We start from the raw sequence: 15,925 nt of genomic DNA on the forward strand, positions 1-15,925 counted from the left end.
AGATCGCGCAGTCGGCCCGCGACGGGCACACCAATCCGGAGATCGCCGCGCGGGTGTTCCTGAGCCACCGCACGGTCGAATGGCACCTGCGCGAGGTGTTCATCAAGCTGGCCATCACCTCGCGCAAGGAACTGGCGCGAGCGCTGCGGGCCATCGGGCCCGCGACGGTACGACAGCCGCCCGTCCGATCGGCCTCGGGGCGGCCAGGGTAGGGCCAGGGACCACCACGGGCGCGAAGCGAGCCGACCGCGCGCGATCGTGAGGACATCAGCCCCCAGCGACCCGGACGAGCGAGCCCGGTGGCTACGGAAAGGAGCAGAGATGTCCGACCAGGCCACCTCCACCGGGGACAAGCAGGCCGCGACTGTCACGACCGCTTCCCGGCCCATCCGCACCGCCACCGGCACCGGCGCGCAGGGCAACTACCACCAGACGGTGACTACTTCGAAGCGCAGCCGGCCGACGGCGTCGAGTCCCGCTGAGTCCACGCCGGAGACCTGACCACTTCAGCTCTGCAGCGTAGGCGCCCGAAGCGGCGCTCCCATGACGTTCCGGCACTGTTCCGCTCGGATCCGGCGCGAAGGAACGCTCCGGATCGGCTCGAAGCCCTCCCTTTCGAGGTTGCCCAGAGTATCCAATCATTCACTGGAAGTGATGCAGGTATCGGCGGATGGTGCATAGAGGCCAGATCCACTCAGGGTTCGATGACAAGCCCGTCCTCGACCACGTCCGAACAGCCTCCGTCAAGGGGCGGAGGAAAGAACCGAAGGAGGAGTTCTCATGCAAGGTTTCCGTAAGGCCCTGATCGCGACCGCTACGAGCCTGGTCCTGGGCATCGGGATCATCGGCGTCGCGGCCGGCCCCGCTGCCGCCGCCACCGGCACGTGGAAGCTGTGCGACGACTGGAACATGTGGGAGATCACCCGCGCCTGCCTGACCGGCACCAACACCAACCCGCCCAGGGTGCCCGACCTGCGCGCCTGGGCCTACAACGACGCCATCTCCTCCATCAAGACCAACTCGGTCGCCATCGAGGCCTGGACGAACGTCAACTTCCAGGGCACCTACGGCTACTTCGCGCCGAACTCCGTCTGGAACGCGCTGGACTACCCCTACGACAACTCCATCAGCTCGATCTCCTACCCCGGAGCCTGACCTGTCCCTGCCCGGGGGGCGGACGCCCCCCGGGCAGGCCCGGTGAATCGAATGAACGGAGGCCCGCCATGCCAGTCTGGCCGCGCAGAACAGTCCGCTTGCTCGCCTCGATCGCAACGTCCGTCCTCGCCGTCGCCGGCTGCGCTGCCGCTCGGCCCGCGGAATCCGCCGCAGCGGGTGTATCCGCCCAGCAGATGGTTCATCTGCTCCAGACCCAGCTTCCGCCGGGAAGACTCTCAGGGCAGCAGGGACGGGGACTGAGCGCCGAGCCCGGTCCGGCGCCCTCCGCTCAAGTGCTCTTCGAGACGGGCGGGAGCTCGGCGAAAGTAGTGGTGAAGCTCAACAGATGGCCCGTCCCCGTTCCGGTCCAGTACGCCCAGTGCCCGGACTCCGCCTATCACCCCTACAGCCGCTGCATCCTGACCGTCCTGCCCAGCGGGGCCAGGCTCGTGCTGGACCGCTCCCCGAGCGATGAGAACAACCCGTCAGGGGGCGAACTCCTCAGTGCTCTGCTCACTTACGGGGACGGCAGGCAGGTCTTCGTGTCGGCGGCCGGTCGGTCCACTCTTCCTCTGACTCATCAGCAACTCGCCGCCGTGGCGACCTCTCCCGTGTGGCACCCGGTTCTCGTGGCCATGCCCGCGCCCCCTGCCGCTTCCCGTACCGGATCGGTACCCCGGCTGACCGCGCCGCAGATCAGTCGCGTCATCGAGCGACTGCTTCCGGCAGGCGTGCGCGCCGGGCGACCGGGCGGTGCCGACGGCTTCGGGCATGTCACGGCCGACGACGGCCACGGCAAGAGCCTGGTCGCCGTGAACGTCCAGCAGTGGAAGCCGGGTGACGCTGCCATGGCACAGGTGTTCCGGAACGCCGCCACACTGCCTGACGGCACTCGCGTCGGGGTGCGCCAGGGGCCGGCGCCGCGCGGGGGAGCGGGCGCGATCGAATGGACCGTCGACACCCTCGGCGCGGACGGCCTGAGGGTGGTGATCTCGGCACTCAACGCGGGCGCCTACCGTCTTCCCGCCGACCGCAGCGTACCGGCGCTGACTCTTGAGCAACTCCGGCGGATCGCGCTCGCCCCGGCGTGGCGACAGGCCATCGGCTGACGCCTCGAACGACTTCGGATCCTGAACCGTGACGCACGGCATCGGGACAGGATGAGCGGACGTCCTGCAGGTTGTCGCGCCGGCGAACTCACCCTCGGCTTCGAGGCCTTCACCTCGGCCGGGGCCCCACGCCAGACGCTCGGCCTCTACACCGTGGAACCGGATTCTCCGTCGGCAGCGGCGCTTGGCGAGATCTGAGCAGCACGGACACGAGCAGATGCCATGCCCGGAAGATCTAGCCGTACCTCTTCGGCTCGGCGCCGACTTCTACCGCCGGCTCCTCCAGACCCTACCCGGCGAGCCCCCATCGCCTCGGCCGCGTTTTGGGACCAGCCGCAGGCCACGCGACATGGTCACCGCCGTCGCCCACTCTGCCCCCTGCCCCGCCCGACCCACGACACGCATCCACCGGGATCAGCTCAAGACTCCCGAAGCTGCTACAACAAGTGAGAATCGGCGGTGTACCGCCAGATGCCTCAACACCCGTAATATTCGAGGCCGGACGAAGCGGATCTCCAACCTGTCGGTGTACCGCGGACTGGCTGCCGCCGATCTCATAGTCCGATCCCGTGCAGGGGGTTGTCGTTCCACTTGTCGGCCTGGCAGATGTAGCCGGCAACGACGGGGGAACCGTCGGCCCAGCGTCCATGGCGGGTGATCGCGGACATGGGCGCGCCGGCCTTGGCAGCGGAGGTGGCGCCGCCGGCGCGCAGGCCGTGGGCGGTGTAGGCCTCGGCGTGGTAGAGGCCGGCGGCTGCGGCGGCGCGTTTGACGATCAGGTTGACGGTCTGCGGGGGCAGCCGTTCGCGGCGGCCGCGACCGGCAGCCGGATGGGCGCGGGCGGCGATGCGGCCGTGCCGGTCGATCGGGCGAAACAGCGGCCCGGTCGTCAGGCCGGCGCCCGCCAGGTCGGCGAGCCATGCGCGGGTCACCCGGACGGGGCAGGTCTGCGGATGCTGGCCGTAGGGGATGGCGACGATCTCGCCATGGGCGTCCTGGTCAGTCTTGCTGAAGGGGACGTACAGCTCCAGGCCGTCGGCGGTAAAGGTGAGGTCGCCGATGTCGATGTCGGCGATCTGCGAGCGGCGGGCCCATCAACGCGAAGCCGAGCACCAGGACGGCGCGGTCACGCCGTCCTGCGGGGGGGCCGTCCGGCAGAGCGTCGACCATCGCGCGCAGCCTTTACGCTTCGGCTCGCACGTCGAGGAGCAGGAACGCGAGCTGAAACGGCTGCTGCGCCGCGCCACCCAGGACCGCGACCGCCTGGTCGCCGCCCTGCGCGAGAACCCGCCCGACGAGGAGCAGCGCCCGCTGTACGGCGAGCTGCGCAGGCACCTGGACCGCCTGGTCGGGTACCTGCGCGCCGAGCGCAGGGCCAGGGCACGCGAGCGGTGGCGCAAGGAGCGGACCATGCGCCGCCACCTGCCCGCCCCGCAGGCCGAGGCGGTCCGCCGCGCGGCACGATCCTGCGCAGCGTGGGAGAGAGGGCCGCGCTCGCGGGCAGCCCCGCCTCCGCCCTCGCCCCGATCATCCCGGCCACGCAGGCTCCGGACAGCGAGAACCCGGCCAACCTAGACCAGTGACACCAGGTCGTCCCAGCGGGTGAAGAGCACCCCGAGCGCCGCGCCGAGCAGCCCGGCCAGCACCGCGATCCCCACGTCCGCGGCACCCGATCCCGCCGTAGCCACCAGTCCCAGTACGGCCAGCGAAACGAGCACCAGGTTACGGACGACGTGCGGCACCCCGAGCGGTGTCTCCGAAGCGCCGAAGCACCGGCAGGGCACCGCGGCGCCCCGCCGCATGACCAGCAGGGTAGCGACGGTGAACCCGCCCAGCAGCACGGCCGCCAGCGTGAACCCGGCCGCGCCCGCCCACCCCAACGGCACCGCGGTCAGCACGATCACCGCGGCCTCGCCCGCCGCCACGGCGAACGGGACGGCCGGCGAGCGCCAGGTCGTCATGTCCGTCACCGACGTGGCGAAACGCCGCCACGCCTCGCGCCCGGAGACCTTGCTCGCCAGCGCCACCGCGAACACGATGACCAGCAGCACACGACACCCAACAGCAACGTAAAGCATGATCACCGTCTCCGTCCACGACGACACCGCACGCAGTATGGCCCGTCGTTCTCAGCGAATTCTCAACGCCATCTCAATGACTACGCTCGAAGATCGTGCTGATTCGGTTGCTTGGGCCGGTCGAACTGGAACGCGCGGGCAAGATCATCCCGATACGTCCTCCGCAGGTGGCGCTCGCACTGGCCGCGCTGGCCTGGAAGGTCGGGCACGTCGTATCGGAGGAGACGCTGTAGAACAGGATCTGGGGAGAGCAGGTGCCGAACGGCGCCAGGAAGACCCTGTACACGATCATTACCCAGGTCCACGGCGAGGTGCTCGGCGACGACGGCGACGTGTTAGGCAGGCTGGGCGGCTACCTGCTCGACGTGGACGAGTCAGCAGTCGACGTCACCCGCTTCCGCACGCCGGCCGAGCGCGCGGTCACCGCACCCGATCCGGGGCCACTGCTGGAGGAGGCGCTCACGCTGTGGCGCGGCGAACCGCTGGCGGGGGTGCCCGGCGAGTGGGTGGAACGGGCCCGAAGGGCGCTGGGCGAGGAGCGCAAGGAGGTCTCGCCGCGCTGGGCGCGCGCCGTGACCGAGACCGATCCGGGCGCGGCCGTGGCAGCGCTGGCGCCGCTGATCGAGGCGCTGCACTCCGGCGGCCGTACGGCGGAGGCGCTCGCCCGCTTCGCCAACATGGCCCTCCGCTCGGGTCCGTGCCACCAGACGCAAAGTAGCTGTGAGTAACCGGGGGCTCCCGGACGGCCGGACTTCCACGGCTTCAGCCCGCTCGTCGTGCCCCGGCCGACCGGCTGGCGTCCCGGGCTGGAGGTCACCGGCTACTGGTGACCGGTCCGTCCGAGGGGCTGGCAGCCGGATCCCGTGCTGACGGACTTCCTGGGCGCGGGTCCCGCGCCGGTGTTCGTCGGCTTCGGCAGCCTGGCGGGCACGCGGGCCGAGCCGTACACGGAACTGGTCGTGGACGCCCTGCGGCGGGCGGGTCTGCGCGGAGTGGTGCAGACAGGTAGAGAGGGGCCGATCACCGACGACGTGCTGGGCGTCGGCGACGTCCCGCACGACTCGCTGTTCCCCCAGGTGGCGGCGGTGGCCCACCACTGCGGCGGCGGCACGACGGGAGCCGTGGCGCGGGCGGGCGTGCCCGCCGTGGCGGTGCCGGTCATGAACGACCAGCCGTTCTGGGCGTCGAGGCTGGCGGCGCTCGGCGTGGCGCCGCCGCCGATCCCGTTCCGCCGCCTGACGCCCGCCCGCCTGGCCGACGCCCTCACCGCCGCGCTCACCGAGCCCGGCTTCCGTCAACGGGCCGAAGCGCCGGCTGCGGGCGTGGCGGCCGAGGACGGCGCGGCGCCCGTCGTCACGGCGGTCAACCGCCTTCTCGGTGCCCGCTGACCGCGCCCCCCGAGCACCACGCCCAGGGCTACGACCAGCGCTCCCGCCACGTCGGCGAGACCCGCCTCGCCGAGGCCGAGGGCGACGGTCGTGAGCAACGCGCCCACCGGCACGAGCCCGGCGAACAGTCCCGCGCGGTCGGCGCCGAGCCGGCGCAGCGCGTCGTACCAGAGGAAGAAGGCCGCGGCCGTCACGACCGCGCCGAGGTAGACGAAACCGGCCGCTTCCCCGGCCGTCGGCAGCCGAAGCGCCGACGTGCCCTCCAGCAGGAGCCCCGCCACCAGCAGCATCGGCACCGACAATGCCGCGGGATAGGCCGCGACCCGCAGCGGGCCGAGCTTGGGCAGCAAGGGCACGGCCAGCAGCGAGAAGGCCACCTCACCGGCGAGCGCGCCCAGCGACAGCAGCAGGCCCTTCACGCTTCCCGATCCGAGCCCGGCGGCGACCGCCGCGCCGAGCGCGACCACGAGGGCCGCGCCGACCGTGCGGAGCGCGGGACGCCGTCCTTCCAACAACGGTCCCACGAGCGCCATGACCAGCGGCACCGCGCCGATGACCGTGCCGATCATCGCGGGGCCCGCGTGTCTGGTGGCCTCGACGAGGAAGAGGTTGAACCCGGCGAGGCCGGTGCCGGCCAGCGCGAACAGCAGCAGCACGTCACGCGCGTTCAGCCGGACGCGGGGGAGCCGCTGACGACGGACGACGAACAGGAGGATCACCGCGGCGAGCGCGTAACGCAGGGCCTGGCCGGTGAAGACGGGGTAGGCGGCGACGGTCGCCGATACCGCGGTCGAGGTGCCGACGAGCAGCATCGCCGAGCCCGCGGCGAGGGGAGCGGAGAGCTTCACGCTGCGGACTCGGCGGAGGCCACCGGAGCCTTGCCCTCGGCGACCAGGACCTTGCGGGTGACGCGCTCGGCGATCGCCGCGACCAGCATGCGGGGACGGCGCGGCGTCAGGTGCGCGCCCAGCGCGTTGCCGAACCCGGGGACGACGTAGCCGCGCCCGCGCTCCAGCGCCCGCAACGTGGCGCGCACGACCGGCTTCGGCGTGGTGAACGAGCCGGTGACGGCGGCGTTGCGGGTGCCGATGGCCTCGAAGAAGCCGGTCTCAACCGGGCCGGGGCACAGGGTGAGCACGCGGATGCCGCGCTTACGGTACTCCTGGCGGAGAGCGAGACCGAAGTTCAGGACGAACGCCTTGGACGCTCCGTATACCGCGAAGTACGGCGAAGGCTGGAACCCGGCGTTCGAGGCCACGTTGATGACCGAGCCGCCGCCGCGCGCGAGCATGCTGGGCAGGAGTTCGTGGGTGAGGTCCACGAGGGCGACCACGTTGACCATCAACTGCTCGTGGTCACGCCCGGTCGAGATCTCCTCGAAGCGGCCGCACGTGCCGAAACCCGCGTTGTTGACCAGCAGGTCGACGTGCAGACCGCGGTCTGTCACCTGCTCGGCCACGCGCCGGGCGGCGTCGGGCCTCGCGAGGTCCTGGACCAGCACGTGGGCACGCACGCCGTGGTCGGCGACGAGGCGCTCGGCGAGCGCGGCCAGTCGGTCGCCCGAGCGGGCCACGAGGATCACGTCGTGTCCCTGGGCGGCGAGCTGGATGGCGAACTCGGCGCCGAGACCGGACGAGGCGCCGGTGACGAGAGCGGTGCGGTTCATGTCTTCCCCTTGGTGAGGTGGAGCAACTGAGAGGAGTATGTATCAATAGTCAGAAAACCTGCAACACGGATGATGCAATTAGCCGTCGAACTGCATCGGTGCTGTAAGATTCTGCTGGTTAAATGGGCTATACCGGAGGCATGATGAGTGACAAGACACTGCGCGCGGACGCGGAACGCAGCGTTCGCGCGATCCTGGAGGCGGCAGAACACGTGCTCGCCGCAGACCCAGGCGCGTCGATGGAACAGATCGCCGCCGAGGCGGGCGTGGCGCGCACGACCATCCACCGGCGCTTCGCCAACCGGCAGGCGCTCACCGACGCGCTCGCCACCTCAGCGGCCCGCCAGCTCGTCAAGGCCATCGACGACGGCAGGCCCGACACCGCGCCGCCCCTCGTCGCGATGCACAGGATCACCGCGAACGTGCTGGAGGTGAAGAGCGCCTGGGCCTTCGCCCTGGCCCTGCCCGCGGAGCCGGGCAGCGAGGCCTCGCTGTTGCAGCGCGACATCAACGACAGTTGCGCCCTCACCCTGCGCAGGGCCCAGAACGACGGGCTCATCGACGAGAAGGCCGACCTCGACTGGGTGCGCAGGGTCTACTACGCGCTCATCGGCGAATCGCTCCACGGCAACGCGGAAGGCGCCGACCCCGACACGCTCGCGGCGCGCATCATCGACACCCTCCTCCACGGCGCCGGGCCGCGGCCGTCCCGTTCCGCCCCCTAGACGGCCCGGTGCTCGGGTCGCCGTCACTGGGGGCAAAGTAAAGCGTTGACGCAGGTCGCGGCGCGTAGGGCTGCGGCTCTCGACTCCGGATTTCGATCCAGGCGTTCGGGGATGAGTCCGGCGCCCAGTCCGGCGCCCCCTGCCCCGATAACGGTGGCGAGCACGTTTCCGCAGGTTGCGTTGCTCGCTAATGGTGCTCATGTCCACGCGTCTGAGAGCCTACAGTCACTCACAGCTACTTTGCGTCTGGTGTCACGGACCCGAGCGCCGGGCCAACACGCGTGCCGTACTGGCGGAGGAACTGGGCATCGCCCCAGGCCCGGAGCTGCAGCGGGTGCACCAGCGGTTGCTGCACGCCGACAAGCACGCGTCGCGCGCGGCCGAGTCCTCCGCGCCCGCGCGATTCCCGCTCGACCTGGCCTGTTTCGTCGGCCGCGAGGCCGAGCTCGAACGGCTGGGCAGCGAGCGGGCTGCCGTCCGCGTGATCCACGGCCCGCCCGGGGGCAAGTCGTCGCTCGCGCTGCGCTGGGCGCACCTGAACCGCGAGCGCTACCCCGACGGCCAGCTCCACGCCGACCTGGTCGTGCTCGACGACGCCCGCGACGCGGCCCAGGTCCGTCCGCTGCTCGCGGGCACGCAGGGCTGCCTGACGCTGATCACCAGCCATTCGGACCTGTCCGGGCTGTCGGTGACGGCCGGCGCGTCCATGCTGCCTGGACGTGCTGCCCGAGGACGACGCGCGGCTGCTGCTGTCGGAACGGCTCGGCGCGTCCCGGCTGCGCGCCGAGCCGGACGCCGCCGAGCAGGCCATCCGCCGGTGCGGCCGGCTGCCGCTCGCGCTGGCGATCGTGGGCGCGCGGCTGTCGTGCAGGACCGACCTGTCGCTGTCCGACGCCGCCGATCTGGCGCGGCCGGGGCTGGAGCCGTTCGCGCACGAGGATCCGGCCATCGACCTGCGCGAGGTGCTCGGCCGCTCCTACCGCGACCTGCCCGAACCCGCCGCCCGGCTGTTCCGCCTGCTCGGCCGCGACTCGGGCGCCCATCTGCCGCTGGCGGCCGTGTCGAGCCTGGCGGCGCTGCCGGTGCCCGTGGCCAGGGAGACGGTCCGGCTCGACCACGCCAACCTGGTCGAGCTGCGGATGTGCGGTCGGCTGCGCCTGCACGACCTGCTGCGCGAGTACGCCGCCGAGCGCAGCCGTGACACAGACGACCAGCCCGTACGGCAGGCCGCCACGCGCCGCCTGCTCGACCACTACGTGCACACGGCGGCGGCGGCAAGCGCTGCCTGCCATCCGCACCGGGAGAACATGCCGCTGGATCCCCCGCGCTCCGGCGTGATCGTCCAGGCGTTCGCGGGTCCCGCCCAGGCCACCCGCTGGTTCGTCGCGGAGTCGCTGCCCCCGCTGCTCGCCGAGGCCGTCGCGACCGGGCTGGACAGGCACGCCTGGCTGCTGGGGTGGGGGTTCTCCGACTTCGGGCAGCGCCGGGGACCGTGGACGGAGATCCTCGACGTCCAGGAGGTCGCGCTCGGCGCGGCGGAACGCCTGGGCGATGGGCTGGCCGCGGCGCGTTGCCACAACAGCCTGGCCCGCGCGCACCTGCGGCTCGGCCACGACGGGGATGCCGTCACCCACTTCGAGCGGGCGCTGCGGCTGCACGCCGACTTCGACGAGCCGGTGCTGGAGGCGCACGTCCACCTGGGCCTAACGGTGCCGCTGAGCAGGATCAGGCCGGGGCGGGAGCTCGGGCACGCCGTACGGGCTATGGAACTGTTCAGGCAGGCGGGCGACGCCATCGGCAAGCCGCGGGCGCTGATCAACACCAGCTGGTGGCGGGCCAAGCGCGGCGAGTACGAGCAGACACTGGAGGAGAGCCGCAGGTCACAGCGGCTGCTCGCCGAGTTCGGTTCCGCGCAGGGTGAGGGCCACGCGTGGGACAGCATCGCCTACGTGCTCAACGCGTTGGGCGAGCACGCGCAGGCGGACGAGTGCCACGAGCGTGCCGCCGACCTGCTGCAGAGCTGCGACGACCTGCACGCGGCCGCCGAGACGCTGGTCAGGCTCGGCGAGACGCAGGCGGAGGCGAGCAACGCGGAGGCGGCGTACGACGCGTGGAAACGGGCGATCGAGTGCTACGAGGCCGTCGGCGACGCGAACGCCACGAAGATCAGGCAGCGGGCGCAGGCATTGAGAAACCGTTGAGAATCCACTGAGACCTTCGGCGCATGCTCCAGGCAACCGGCCAATCCCCACAAGGGAGGTTCCATGCGCACGATGTCCAGGTGGGCCGACCGGCTCTTGGAGAGAGTCGCCCCGCACGCCACCGCCCGTGCGACCGACTGCGAGTACCAGTGCTGCCGCGCGGACTACTGGAGGTACTGCTGCTACTACCCCAACGGCAACAGCTACTGCGGTTCCTGCATCACGAGCTACGACGCGCGGAAATGGTGCTGAAGTAACCCCAAGTAACCGGAGGTAGTCATGCCGTTCGCGGTAGCTCTCGTGGTCTTCGCCTGCGCGCTGTGCGCGGTGGACCTGATGTTGACCCTCGCGGTGGTCAGGCGGCTGCGTGACCACACCACGCGGATCGACGCACTCTACGCCGCCGTCGCGGGCGAGCTGGAGGCCAAACAGGAGAACAACGCTGTGTGAGCGGCGCCGCGGACCGACATGCCGTGACAACGGAGGAAGATTCGATGAAGACCCTGACCAACCTGGCCGACCGGATCCTGGAAAAGGTCGCCCCCCACGCCATCGCCCGCGCCACCGACTGCGGCTACTACTGCTGCGGTGCCACGTTCAACGGGGCGTACTGCTGCTTCTACCCCAACGGGAGCAGCCACTGCGGCGACTGCACGCGCCGCTATTGCTAGCGGTAAGCGGCCTCGCTGATTGATCTGGTGCCCGGCCGCCCCCTGCCGGGCACCCCCGTTACGGACCGGAGGTGTGCTGTGCCGTTCGTGATCGCCGTCGCGGTGCTTGTCGGCGTGCTGTGCCTGGTCGACCTGGCGATGACCCTCGCCGTGACCAGGCGGCTGAAGGAACACGTCAAGCTGATCGACGCCCTGGACGAGGTCGTGGAGATGGGCGGGCTGTTCGGGAAGGGCGGCCTGGCCGTAGGTGACCGCGTCGGCGACTTCGACGTGCGTACGGTGGACGGCGCCGTGGTGGCACGCGACAAGCTCCCCGACGACACGGTGGTCGCGTTCATCGCAGCCGAGTGCGCCACCTGCCGCAAGAAGCTGCCCGAACTCGTCTCCTGGGCATCTGGCCAGGACAGATCCCGGGTGCTCGTCGTGGTCGACGGGCACGGCGGCGGCCACGAGCAGATGGTCGGCAGCCTGTCCCCGGTGGCCCAGGTCGTGCTCGAGGACGGCGGCGGTGCCGTCAGCGCGGCGTTCGACGTCAACTCGTTCCCCAGCTTCTTCCTGGTCGGGGAGGGCGCGGTAACAGGAAGGGTGGGCGACGTCGCGCGGCTGCCCAGCGGGTCCGCGGCGTGATAGGCGGCAGGCGGGAGACCCCCGGGTTCAGCCACCTGGCCGCGGGCGCGGCGCGGGGTGCCGCGATGGTGTGCAGGGCGGCGCCCGCGCAGGTCATCGGCTACCTGGCCGTGACGCTGGTGGGCGCGGGCGCGCCGGTCGTGCTCGCCTGGCTGACCAAGGCCGTGCTCGACGGCATCGCCCGCGGAGAGGTCTCCGCGCTGCCAGGCCAGGCCGTGGCGATCGCGGTGGTCACCACCCTCGCCGCCGCAGCCGCGCAGGCAGGGCAGTACCTGCGGGCCGAGGTCGACAGGCGGGTCTCGCTGCGGGCCAAGGACGAGCTGTTCACCGCGATCTGCGGTTTCACCGGCCTGGCGCCGTTCGAGAGCCCGACCTTCCTGGACCGGTTGCGGATGGCGCAGCAGAGCGCGAGCAACCCCGGCAGGCTGATCGACACCGCGCTGTCAGCCGTGCGCAGCGCCATCACCGTAGCGGGCTTCGTGGGCTCGCTGCTGGTGATCAGCCCGCTGTTCACCGGGCTCGTGCTGCTGTCGGCGCTGCCCGCGTTTCTGATCGAGCTGCGGCTCTCGCGCAGCCGGGTGAACATGATGTGGCGGATCGGCCCGGTCGAGCGCAGGGAGATGTTCTACGCCCGGCTGATGTCGACCGCGGAGGCCGCCAAGGAGATCCGGCTGTTCGACCTGGGCTCGTTCCTGCGCGGGCGCATGCTGGGCGAGGTGCGCACCGCCAACGCCGCCCGCCGTTCGATGGACAGGCGCGAGTTCGCCGTGCAGGCCGGGCTGGCGAGCGCGGCGGCGGTGGTGGCGGGGATCGGCCTGGTCTGGGCGATCCTGGCGGCCGGGCAGGGCAGCCTGAGCGTCGGTGACGTGTCGATGTTCGTGGCCGCCGTGGCGGGCGTGCAGGGCGCGCTGAACACGGTGGTGTCGGCCGGCGTGATGGCGCACGAGCAGTTGCTGATCTTCCACCACCACATCAGGATCACCGGCGAGGGCCCGGGGCTGCCCGCCCCCGCCGAGCCCGCCGTACTGCCCGAGCTGCGGGGCGGGATCGAGCTGCGCGACGTGTGGTTCCGCTACAGCGACGAGCACCCGTGGGTGCTGCGCGGCGTCAACCTGTTCATCCCGCACGGGCAGACGGTCGCTCTCGTGGGGCGCAACGGCGCGGGCAAGAGCACACTGGTCAAGCTGCTGTGCCGCTTCTACGACCCGACCCGGGGCTCTATCCTGTGGGACGGCGTCGACATCCGCGACGTACCGCCCGAGTCGCTGCGTGCCAGGGTCGGCGCGGTGTTCCAGGACTTCGTCGCCTATGAGTTGACCGCCCGCGAGAACGTCGGCGTCGGCGACCTGACCGCCGCCCAGGATCACGTACGGCTGGAGCGCGCGGCCCGCGAGGCGGGGGTCCACGATGCGGTGTCGGCCCTGCCGTACGGCTATGACACGCTGCTCAGCCGCGATTTCGCGCCCGAGCAGGACGAGGAGGAGGACGGGGTGCTGCTGTCCGGCGGGCAGTGGCAGCGCCTGGCCCTGGCCAGGGCGTTCCTGCGCAGCGACAGGGACCTGATGATCCTCGACGAGCCGAGCGCGGGCCTGGACGCCGAGGCCGAGTACGAGGTGCACACCCAGCTCGCGCGCCTCAGGAGGGGCAGGACCAGCGTGGTGATCACGCACCGGCTCGGCTCGACTCGCGACGCCGACGCGATCGTGGTGCTGTCCGACGGCGTCGTCACCGAGCGGGGCACGCACGCCGAACTCCTGGCCGCGGGCGGCACCTACGCGGGCCTGTACGGCCGCCAGGCCAGCGGCTACCGCGACGACCTGGCGGCCACGCCGTGACCGCCGTCGTCGCCATCGCCGCCCCGGCGCTGCTCGCGCTGGCCTGGCTGCGGCTGCGCTACCTGGTGGTGACCGTCGAGGGCAACAGCATGCTGCCCACCTACCAGCCAGGAGAGCGCGTCCTCGTACGGCGGGTCAGACCCACCCGCGTCCGCACCGGCCAGGTCGTCGTGCTGGCACGGATGGCTGACGAGGGTGAGACTCGGTGGATCATCAAACGCCTGGCAGCGGTCCCCGGCGACCCGATCCCCCGCGAGCAGATCCCCGCGCTCCGCGACGCGCCGGGAACTCAGGTGCCCGCCGGTCGCCTCGTCGTCGTGGGCGACAACCCCGCGCAGTCGTACGACTCCCGCGTGTCGGGGTACCTGAGGGCCGACCGCCTGCTCGGCGTGGTCCTGCGCAAGCTGACCCCGCGCTAGAGCGCTGATGTGAAGTTTGGGTCAGTGGTCGTAGGCAGTCAGGACCGTTTCACGGGTGCGCCGGTGTTCAGTTGTGCCAGATGGCGGCGTTGAGGGCGAGGATGCGTTGGCTGATGCGTGCCCAGAGGCCGTTCGGGTAGCGGGCGTTGTGGCGTTCGAGGCCGAGCTGGTTCTTCAGGGTCCAGGTGATTGCCTCGATGCGCTGACGCAACCAGCCAGGAAATGGCAGGGCAAGTGCGGGCTCGTCTTCGCGGGCCGGCCGGATCAGGAGATGGCCGAGATCGGCGGCGGCCTTCTCGATGCCGGCTCCGGCGAATCCCTTGTCGCACACGATCGGGCATGGCCCGTCGGCTATCTGGTGGACGTGTAGCAGGTGCAGGGCCTGCGTGCGTTCATTGAGCTCTTTGGGGTGGGCCAGGCTGAAGCCGGTCACCGCGCCGTCGGCGGTGGTGATCAGCATCAGCTTGGCGCCCCAGTAGAAGGCGTGGTGGGACTTGTCCATGCCGTATCCGGCGATCTCACCCAGGTGTGATCTGTTGACCGTCACCCGCGAGGCGCCGCAGCGGATCGGGGTACCGTCCATCAGTCGTAACGGCTCGTGCGTGCCAGGTCGGGATCTGGCGGGCCAGCCACAGCGCCGCCGCTGACATGGCCGGCCCCAGGTCACGCAGTTGCCGGTTGTACTGCGACTGGGACGGCAGTCTGGGGAACAGGTGCCCGATCCGGCCGGCCGCCATCCGCATCCAGCGGCGTTCGTCATCACAGCGCAGCAGCACCTGCGCCACTGCCACGACCACCGCCTCGGCCGGGGTCAGCACCGGCGGCCGGCCTCGCCCGCGAGGCCGGCCCCGCGAAGGCATCACGTGATCGTCCAGATGCACATAGAGTGCGGTCAGAAGGGCGTCCAAGTCGGTCTTCACACACCGACCATGGACGCCCTTCGTCATGACTGCAGCCGATCACCAAATTTCACATCAGCGATCTAGACCTCAAGATCCAGTCTCCAAGGTGTCCACGCTCAAGGGGAAAGGCCCGGGATCGTGGTGCGGACCCTCTTGCGCAGCCGTAGCCCGGCAATGCCGTGCTCGCGCATCACCCGCTCCACCCGCTTGTGGTTGACCCTCATCCCGGCCGTGCGCAACTCGGCCGTCATCCGCGGCGAGCCGTAGGTACCGTCTTGCTCGGCGTGGATCCGCCGCATCCGTGCAGCCAACTGGTCATCGGCCTGGTGGCGGGCCAGCCGCGCCGCGGCGCCCTTCAGCCATCGGTAGAAGCCCGAGCGCGACACCTGCAGCACCCGGCACAACCGCTTCACGCCGTAGAGCGCTTTGTGATCCTCAACGAACTGAAAGCGGTTCACCAGTTCGTCTCGCCCGCGAAAAGCTTGGCCGCCTTACGCAGGATGTCCCGCTCCTGCTCCAGCTCTCGAATCCGGGCCCTGAGCTGTTTGTTCTCCTCTTCCAACACGTCGTCTGAGGGTACTTGTCCGGCTGATGGGGCTGACGGATAGCGGCACCGCCGGCCGCTCGTTGCCCACCTTCACCCCGCGCCTGTTCGGCGCGTACCCACACCCGCAAAGTCTCGCGGCTGACTCCCAGATCCCGCGCGATCGACGTGATCGTCCGGTCCGGCCTCGACAACACCAAGGCCACCGCATCGGCCTTGAACTCGGGCGGGTAGTTCTTCATCACCATCAGGGACATCTCTTCCCCTGGACCTCAAGATCCAGTCTCCGAGGTGTCCACGTTCAAGGGGAAAGGCCCGTTCTGGCAGCATGTCCAGCCCTACGGCGAGGTACGGCTGGATGTGGCCAAGCGCCTTTCGCTCGGCGGCGCTGCGCAAGCTCCGGAGGCGGGCAACCCGGACTAGCTTCATGATCGCGGTAGGGGCGGTGCGCGCCCCTGGCAGGACGGCGTCGGGTTCCGGACGATCGGCGTACGCAGACGAATCGAATCTGCCGAGCGGAGCGCGACGTCCGTAGTCGTCCGCAGTGACAACTACGGACGTCGGCACATGTGGTTTGGCAGGTCACTACGAGGGGTCGCGGTTGT

General features: G+C 70.7%; 24 protein-coding genes and 1 pseudogene. 17 read left to right on the top strand and 8 right to left on the bottom strand.

What is annotated here, in order from left to right; translation table 11 throughout:
- Nucleotides 1-2: 2 nt before the first annotated feature.
- The 4 genes from ACIA8R_RS45965 to ACIA8R_RS45980 all read left to right on the top strand — a co-directional run bounded on the left by ACIA8R_RS45965 (nucleotide 3) and on the right by ACIA8R_RS45980 (nucleotide 2,264).
- Entirely contained in the window at nucleotides 3-212 is a 210-nt protein-coding gene (locus ACIA8R_RS45965; protein WP_364104034.1) for a helix-turn-helix transcriptional regulator, read from the top strand.
- Between the two features lie 109 nt (nucleotides 213-321).
- Entirely contained in the window at nucleotides 322-501 is a 180-nt protein-coding gene (locus tag ACIA8R_RS45970; RefSeq protein WP_364103991.1) for a hypothetical protein, read from the top strand.
- A gap of 279 nt (nucleotides 502-780) precedes the next feature.
- Nucleotides 781-1,155, top strand: coding sequence for a hypothetical protein (locus tag ACIA8R_RS45975; protein ID WP_364103988.1), 375 nt, complete (start codon nucleotides 781-783; stop codon nucleotides 1,153-1,155).
- Between the two features lie 293 nt (nucleotides 1,156-1,448).
- Nucleotides 1,449-2,264, top strand: a complete 816-nt coding sequence (locus tag ACIA8R_RS45980; RefSeq protein ID WP_364103985.1) for a hypothetical protein — start codon at nucleotides 1,449-1,451, stop codon at nucleotides 2,262-2,264.
- Between the two features lie 554 nt (nucleotides 2,265-2,818).
- On the opposite strand, the gene ACIA8R_RS45985 is transcribed toward ACIA8R_RS45980, so the two are convergent.
- Nucleotides 2,819-3,196 carry a tyrosine-type recombinase/integrase gene (locus tag ACIA8R_RS45985; RefSeq protein ID WP_397044163.1) on the bottom strand — a complete coding sequence of 126 codons (378 nt, stop codon included), beginning with the start codon at nucleotides 3,194-3,196 and terminating at the stop codon, nucleotides 2,819-2,821.
- A 127-nt stretch (nucleotides 3,197-3,323) separates the two neighbouring features.
- Between ACIA8R_RS45985 and ACIA8R_RS45990 the strand changes: the two genes are divergently transcribed.
- A complete protein-coding gene (locus tag ACIA8R_RS45990; protein ID WP_397044165.1) occupies nucleotides 3,324-3,839 on the top strand; it encodes a hypothetical protein in 516 nt (171 codons plus the stop codon).
- Here ACIA8R_RS45990 and ACIA8R_RS45995 read toward each other — a convergent pair.
- A complete protein-coding gene (locus ACIA8R_RS45995; RefSeq protein WP_357706043.1) occupies nucleotides 3,836-4,342 on the bottom strand; it encodes a MauE/DoxX family redox-associated membrane protein in 507 nt (168 codons plus the stop codon). The two genes, ACIA8R_RS45990 and ACIA8R_RS45995, sit on opposite strands and share 4 nt — an antisense overlap.
- A gap of 95 nt (nucleotides 4,343-4,437) precedes the next feature.
- Here ACIA8R_RS45995 and ACIA8R_RS46000 point away from each other — a divergent pair, with 95 nt between their 5' ends.
- The 3 genes from ACIA8R_RS46000 to ACIA8R_RS46010 all read left to right on the top strand — a co-directional run bounded on the left by ACIA8R_RS46000 (nucleotide 4,438) and on the right by ACIA8R_RS46010 (nucleotide 5,730).
- Nucleotides 4,438-4,575: a hypothetical protein gene (locus ACIA8R_RS46000; RefSeq protein ID WP_364103975.1), complete on the top strand. Its 138-nt coding sequence runs from the start codon at nucleotides 4,438-4,440 to the stop codon at nucleotides 4,573-4,575.
- A gap of 21 nt (nucleotides 4,576-4,596) precedes the next feature.
- The gene (locus ACIA8R_RS46005) at nucleotides 4,597-5,070 is read left to right on the top strand and encodes a bacterial transcriptional activator domain-containing protein (protein ID WP_364103972.1); all 474 of its coding nucleotides are present in this window, start codon (nucleotides 4,597-4,599) and stop codon (nucleotides 5,068-5,070) included.
- A gap of 135 nt (nucleotides 5,071-5,205) precedes the next feature.
- Nucleotides 5,206-5,730, top strand: a complete 525-nt coding sequence (locus ACIA8R_RS46010) for a nucleotide disphospho-sugar-binding domain-containing protein (protein WP_364103969.1) — start codon at nucleotides 5,206-5,208, stop codon at nucleotides 5,728-5,730.
- On the opposite strand, the gene ACIA8R_RS46015 is transcribed toward ACIA8R_RS46010, so the two are convergent.
- Together ACIA8R_RS46015 and ACIA8R_RS46020 are read right to left on the bottom strand one after the other, a co-directional pair.
- Nucleotides 5,637-6,578: a DMT family transporter gene (locus tag ACIA8R_RS46015; protein WP_364103966.1), complete on the bottom strand. Its 942-nt coding sequence runs from the start codon at nucleotides 6,576-6,578 to the stop codon at nucleotides 5,637-5,639. The two genes, ACIA8R_RS46010 and ACIA8R_RS46015, sit on opposite strands and share 94 nt — an antisense overlap.
- Nucleotides 6,575-7,396, bottom strand: a complete 822-nt coding sequence (locus ACIA8R_RS46020) for an SDR family NAD(P)-dependent oxidoreductase (protein ID WP_397044168.1) — start codon at nucleotides 7,394-7,396, stop codon at nucleotides 6,575-6,577. The genes ACIA8R_RS46015 and ACIA8R_RS46020 overlap by 4 nt, the downstream gene beginning before the upstream one ends.
- A gap of 140 nt (nucleotides 7,397-7,536) precedes the next feature.
- Between ACIA8R_RS46020 and ACIA8R_RS46025 the strand changes: the two genes are divergently transcribed.
- Complete coding sequence (locus ACIA8R_RS46025; RefSeq protein WP_397044170.1) at nucleotides 7,537-8,121, top strand: TetR/AcrR family transcriptional regulator; 585 nt, start codon at nucleotides 7,537-7,539, stop codon at nucleotides 8,119-8,121.
- 235 nt (nucleotides 8,122-8,356) lie between these two features.
- Here ACIA8R_RS46025 and ACIA8R_RS46030 read toward each other — a convergent pair whose 3' ends face one another.
- The gene (locus tag ACIA8R_RS46030; RefSeq protein ID WP_397044172.1) at nucleotides 8,357-8,788 is read right to left on the bottom strand and encodes a hypothetical protein; all 432 of its coding nucleotides are present in this window, start codon (nucleotides 8,786-8,788) and stop codon (nucleotides 8,357-8,359) included.
- A 52-nt stretch (nucleotides 8,789-8,840) separates the two neighbouring features.
- On the opposite strand from ACIA8R_RS46030, the gene ACIA8R_RS46035 reads away from it, so the two are divergent.
- From ACIA8R_RS46035 to ACIA8R_RS46065, 7 genes are all read left to right on the top strand, one after another.
- Nucleotides 8,841-10,322 carry a tetratricopeptide repeat protein gene (locus ACIA8R_RS46035; protein ID WP_397044173.1) on the top strand — a complete coding sequence of 494 codons (1,482 nt, stop codon included), beginning with the start codon at nucleotides 8,841-8,843 and terminating at the stop codon, nucleotides 10,320-10,322.
- Nucleotides 10,323-10,385: 63 nt separating this feature from the next.
- Nucleotides 10,386-10,574: a hypothetical protein gene (locus ACIA8R_RS46040; RefSeq protein ID WP_357705964.1), complete on the top strand. Its 189-nt coding sequence runs from the start codon at nucleotides 10,386-10,388 to the stop codon at nucleotides 10,572-10,574.
- Between the two features lie 27 nt (nucleotides 10,575-10,601).
- A complete protein-coding gene (locus ACIA8R_RS46045; protein WP_357705965.1) occupies nucleotides 10,602-10,772 on the top strand; it encodes a hypothetical protein in 171 nt (56 codons plus the stop codon).
- 44 nt (nucleotides 10,773-10,816) lie between these two features.
- On the top strand, nucleotides 10,817-10,993 hold the full coding sequence (locus ACIA8R_RS46050) for a hypothetical protein (protein ID WP_357705966.1): 177 nt from the start codon (nucleotides 10,817-10,819) through the stop codon (nucleotides 10,991-10,993).
- 78 nt (nucleotides 10,994-11,071) lie between these two features.
- On the top strand, nucleotides 11,072-11,620 hold the full coding sequence (locus tag ACIA8R_RS46055) for a hypothetical protein (RefSeq protein ID WP_357705967.1): 549 nt from the start codon (nucleotides 11,072-11,074) through the stop codon (nucleotides 11,618-11,620).
- Nucleotides 11,617-13,455 (top strand): ABC transporter ATP-binding protein, encoded by a 1,839-nt coding sequence (locus ACIA8R_RS46060; RefSeq protein WP_364104164.1) that lies wholly within the window; start codon nucleotides 11,617-11,619, stop codon nucleotides 13,453-13,455. Before ACIA8R_RS46055 ends, ACIA8R_RS46060 begins: the two co-directional genes overlap by 4 nt.
- Nucleotides 13,452-13,874 carry a S26 family signal peptidase gene (locus ACIA8R_RS46065; protein ID WP_364104161.1) on the top strand — a complete coding sequence of 141 codons (423 nt, stop codon included), beginning with the start codon at nucleotides 13,452-13,454 and terminating at the stop codon, nucleotides 13,872-13,874. Before ACIA8R_RS46060 ends, ACIA8R_RS46065 begins: the two co-directional genes overlap by 4 nt.
- A 67-nt stretch (nucleotides 13,875-13,941) precedes the next feature.
- On the opposite strand, the gene ACIA8R_RS46070 is transcribed toward ACIA8R_RS46065, so the two are convergent.
- From ACIA8R_RS46070 to ACIA8R_RS46080, 3 genes and pseudogenes are all read right to left on the bottom strand, one after another.
- The gene (locus tag ACIA8R_RS46070; protein WP_397044177.1) at nucleotides 13,942-14,457 is read right to left on the bottom strand and encodes a hypothetical protein; all 516 of its coding nucleotides are present in this window, start codon (nucleotides 14,455-14,457) and stop codon (nucleotides 13,942-13,944) included.
- Nucleotides 14,393-14,794 carry a hypothetical protein gene (locus tag ACIA8R_RS46075; protein WP_397044178.1) on the bottom strand — a complete coding sequence of 134 codons (402 nt, stop codon included), beginning with the start codon at nucleotides 14,792-14,794 and terminating at the stop codon, nucleotides 14,393-14,395. The genes ACIA8R_RS46070 and ACIA8R_RS46075 overlap by 65 nt, the downstream gene beginning before the upstream one ends.
- Before the next feature lie 113 nt (nucleotides 14,795-14,907).
- Nucleotides 14,908-15,568, bottom strand: a pseudogene (locus ACIA8R_RS46080) (IS3 family transposase); the annotation flags it as partial.
- A 43-nt stretch (nucleotides 15,569-15,611) separates the two neighbouring features.
- Here ACIA8R_RS46080 and ACIA8R_RS46085 point away from each other — a divergent pair.
- Complete coding sequence (locus tag ACIA8R_RS46085) at nucleotides 15,612-15,743, top strand: hypothetical protein (protein ID WP_397044180.1); 132 nt, start codon at nucleotides 15,612-15,614, stop codon at nucleotides 15,741-15,743.
- Nucleotides 15,744-15,925 lie beyond the last annotated feature (182 nt).

Source organism: Nonomuraea sp. NPDC051191 (assembly GCF_044455665.1).
GTDB lineage: Bacteria > Actinomycetota > Actinomycetes > Streptosporangiales > Streptosporangiaceae > Nonomuraea.

What these genes read in the sequence shown, in the direction of transcription:
- ACIA8R_RS45970 (WP_364103991.1), top strand. Translation starts at nt 322, where the DNA reads ATGTCCGACCAGGCCACCTCCACCGGGGACAAGCAGGCCGCGACTGTC.
- ACIA8R_RS45975 (WP_364103988.1), top strand. Translation starts at nt 781, where the DNA reads ATGCAAGGTTTCCGTAAGGCCCTGATCGCGACCGCTACGAGCCTGGTC.
- ACIA8R_RS45990 (WP_397044165.1), top strand. Translation starts at nt 3,324, where the DNA reads ATGTCGATGTCGGCGATCTGCGAGCGGCGGGCCCATCAACGCGAAGCC.
- ACIA8R_RS45995 (WP_357706043.1), bottom strand. Translation starts at nt 4,342, where the DNA reads ATGCTTTACGTTGCTGTTGGGTGTCGTGTGCTGCTGGTCATCGTGTTC.
- ACIA8R_RS46020 (WP_397044168.1), bottom strand. Translation starts at nt 7,396, where the DNA reads ATGAACCGCACCGCTCTCGTCACCGGCGCCTCGTCCGGTCTCGGCGCC.
- ACIA8R_RS46025 (WP_397044170.1), top strand. Translation starts at nt 7,537, where the DNA reads ATGATGAGTGACAAGACACTGCGCGCGGACGCGGAACGCAGCGTTCGC.
- ACIA8R_RS46030 (WP_397044172.1), bottom strand. Translation starts at nt 8,788, where the DNA reads ATGGCTGGTGATCAGCGTCAGGCAGCCCTGCGTGCCCGCGAGCAGCGG.
- ACIA8R_RS46040 (WP_357705964.1), top strand. Translation starts at nt 10,386, where the DNA reads ATGCGCACGATGTCCAGGTGGGCCGACCGGCTCTTGGAGAGAGTCGCC.
- ACIA8R_RS46045 (WP_357705965.1), top strand. Translation starts at nt 10,602, where the DNA reads ATGCCGTTCGCGGTAGCTCTCGTGGTCTTCGCCTGCGCGCTGTGCGCG.
- ACIA8R_RS46050 (WP_357705966.1), top strand. Translation starts at nt 10,817, where the DNA reads ATGAAGACCCTGACCAACCTGGCCGACCGGATCCTGGAAAAGGTCGCC.
- ACIA8R_RS46070 (WP_397044177.1), bottom strand. Translation starts at nt 14,457, where the DNA reads ATGGACGGTACCCCGATCCGCTGCGGCGCCTCGCGGGTGACGGTCAAC.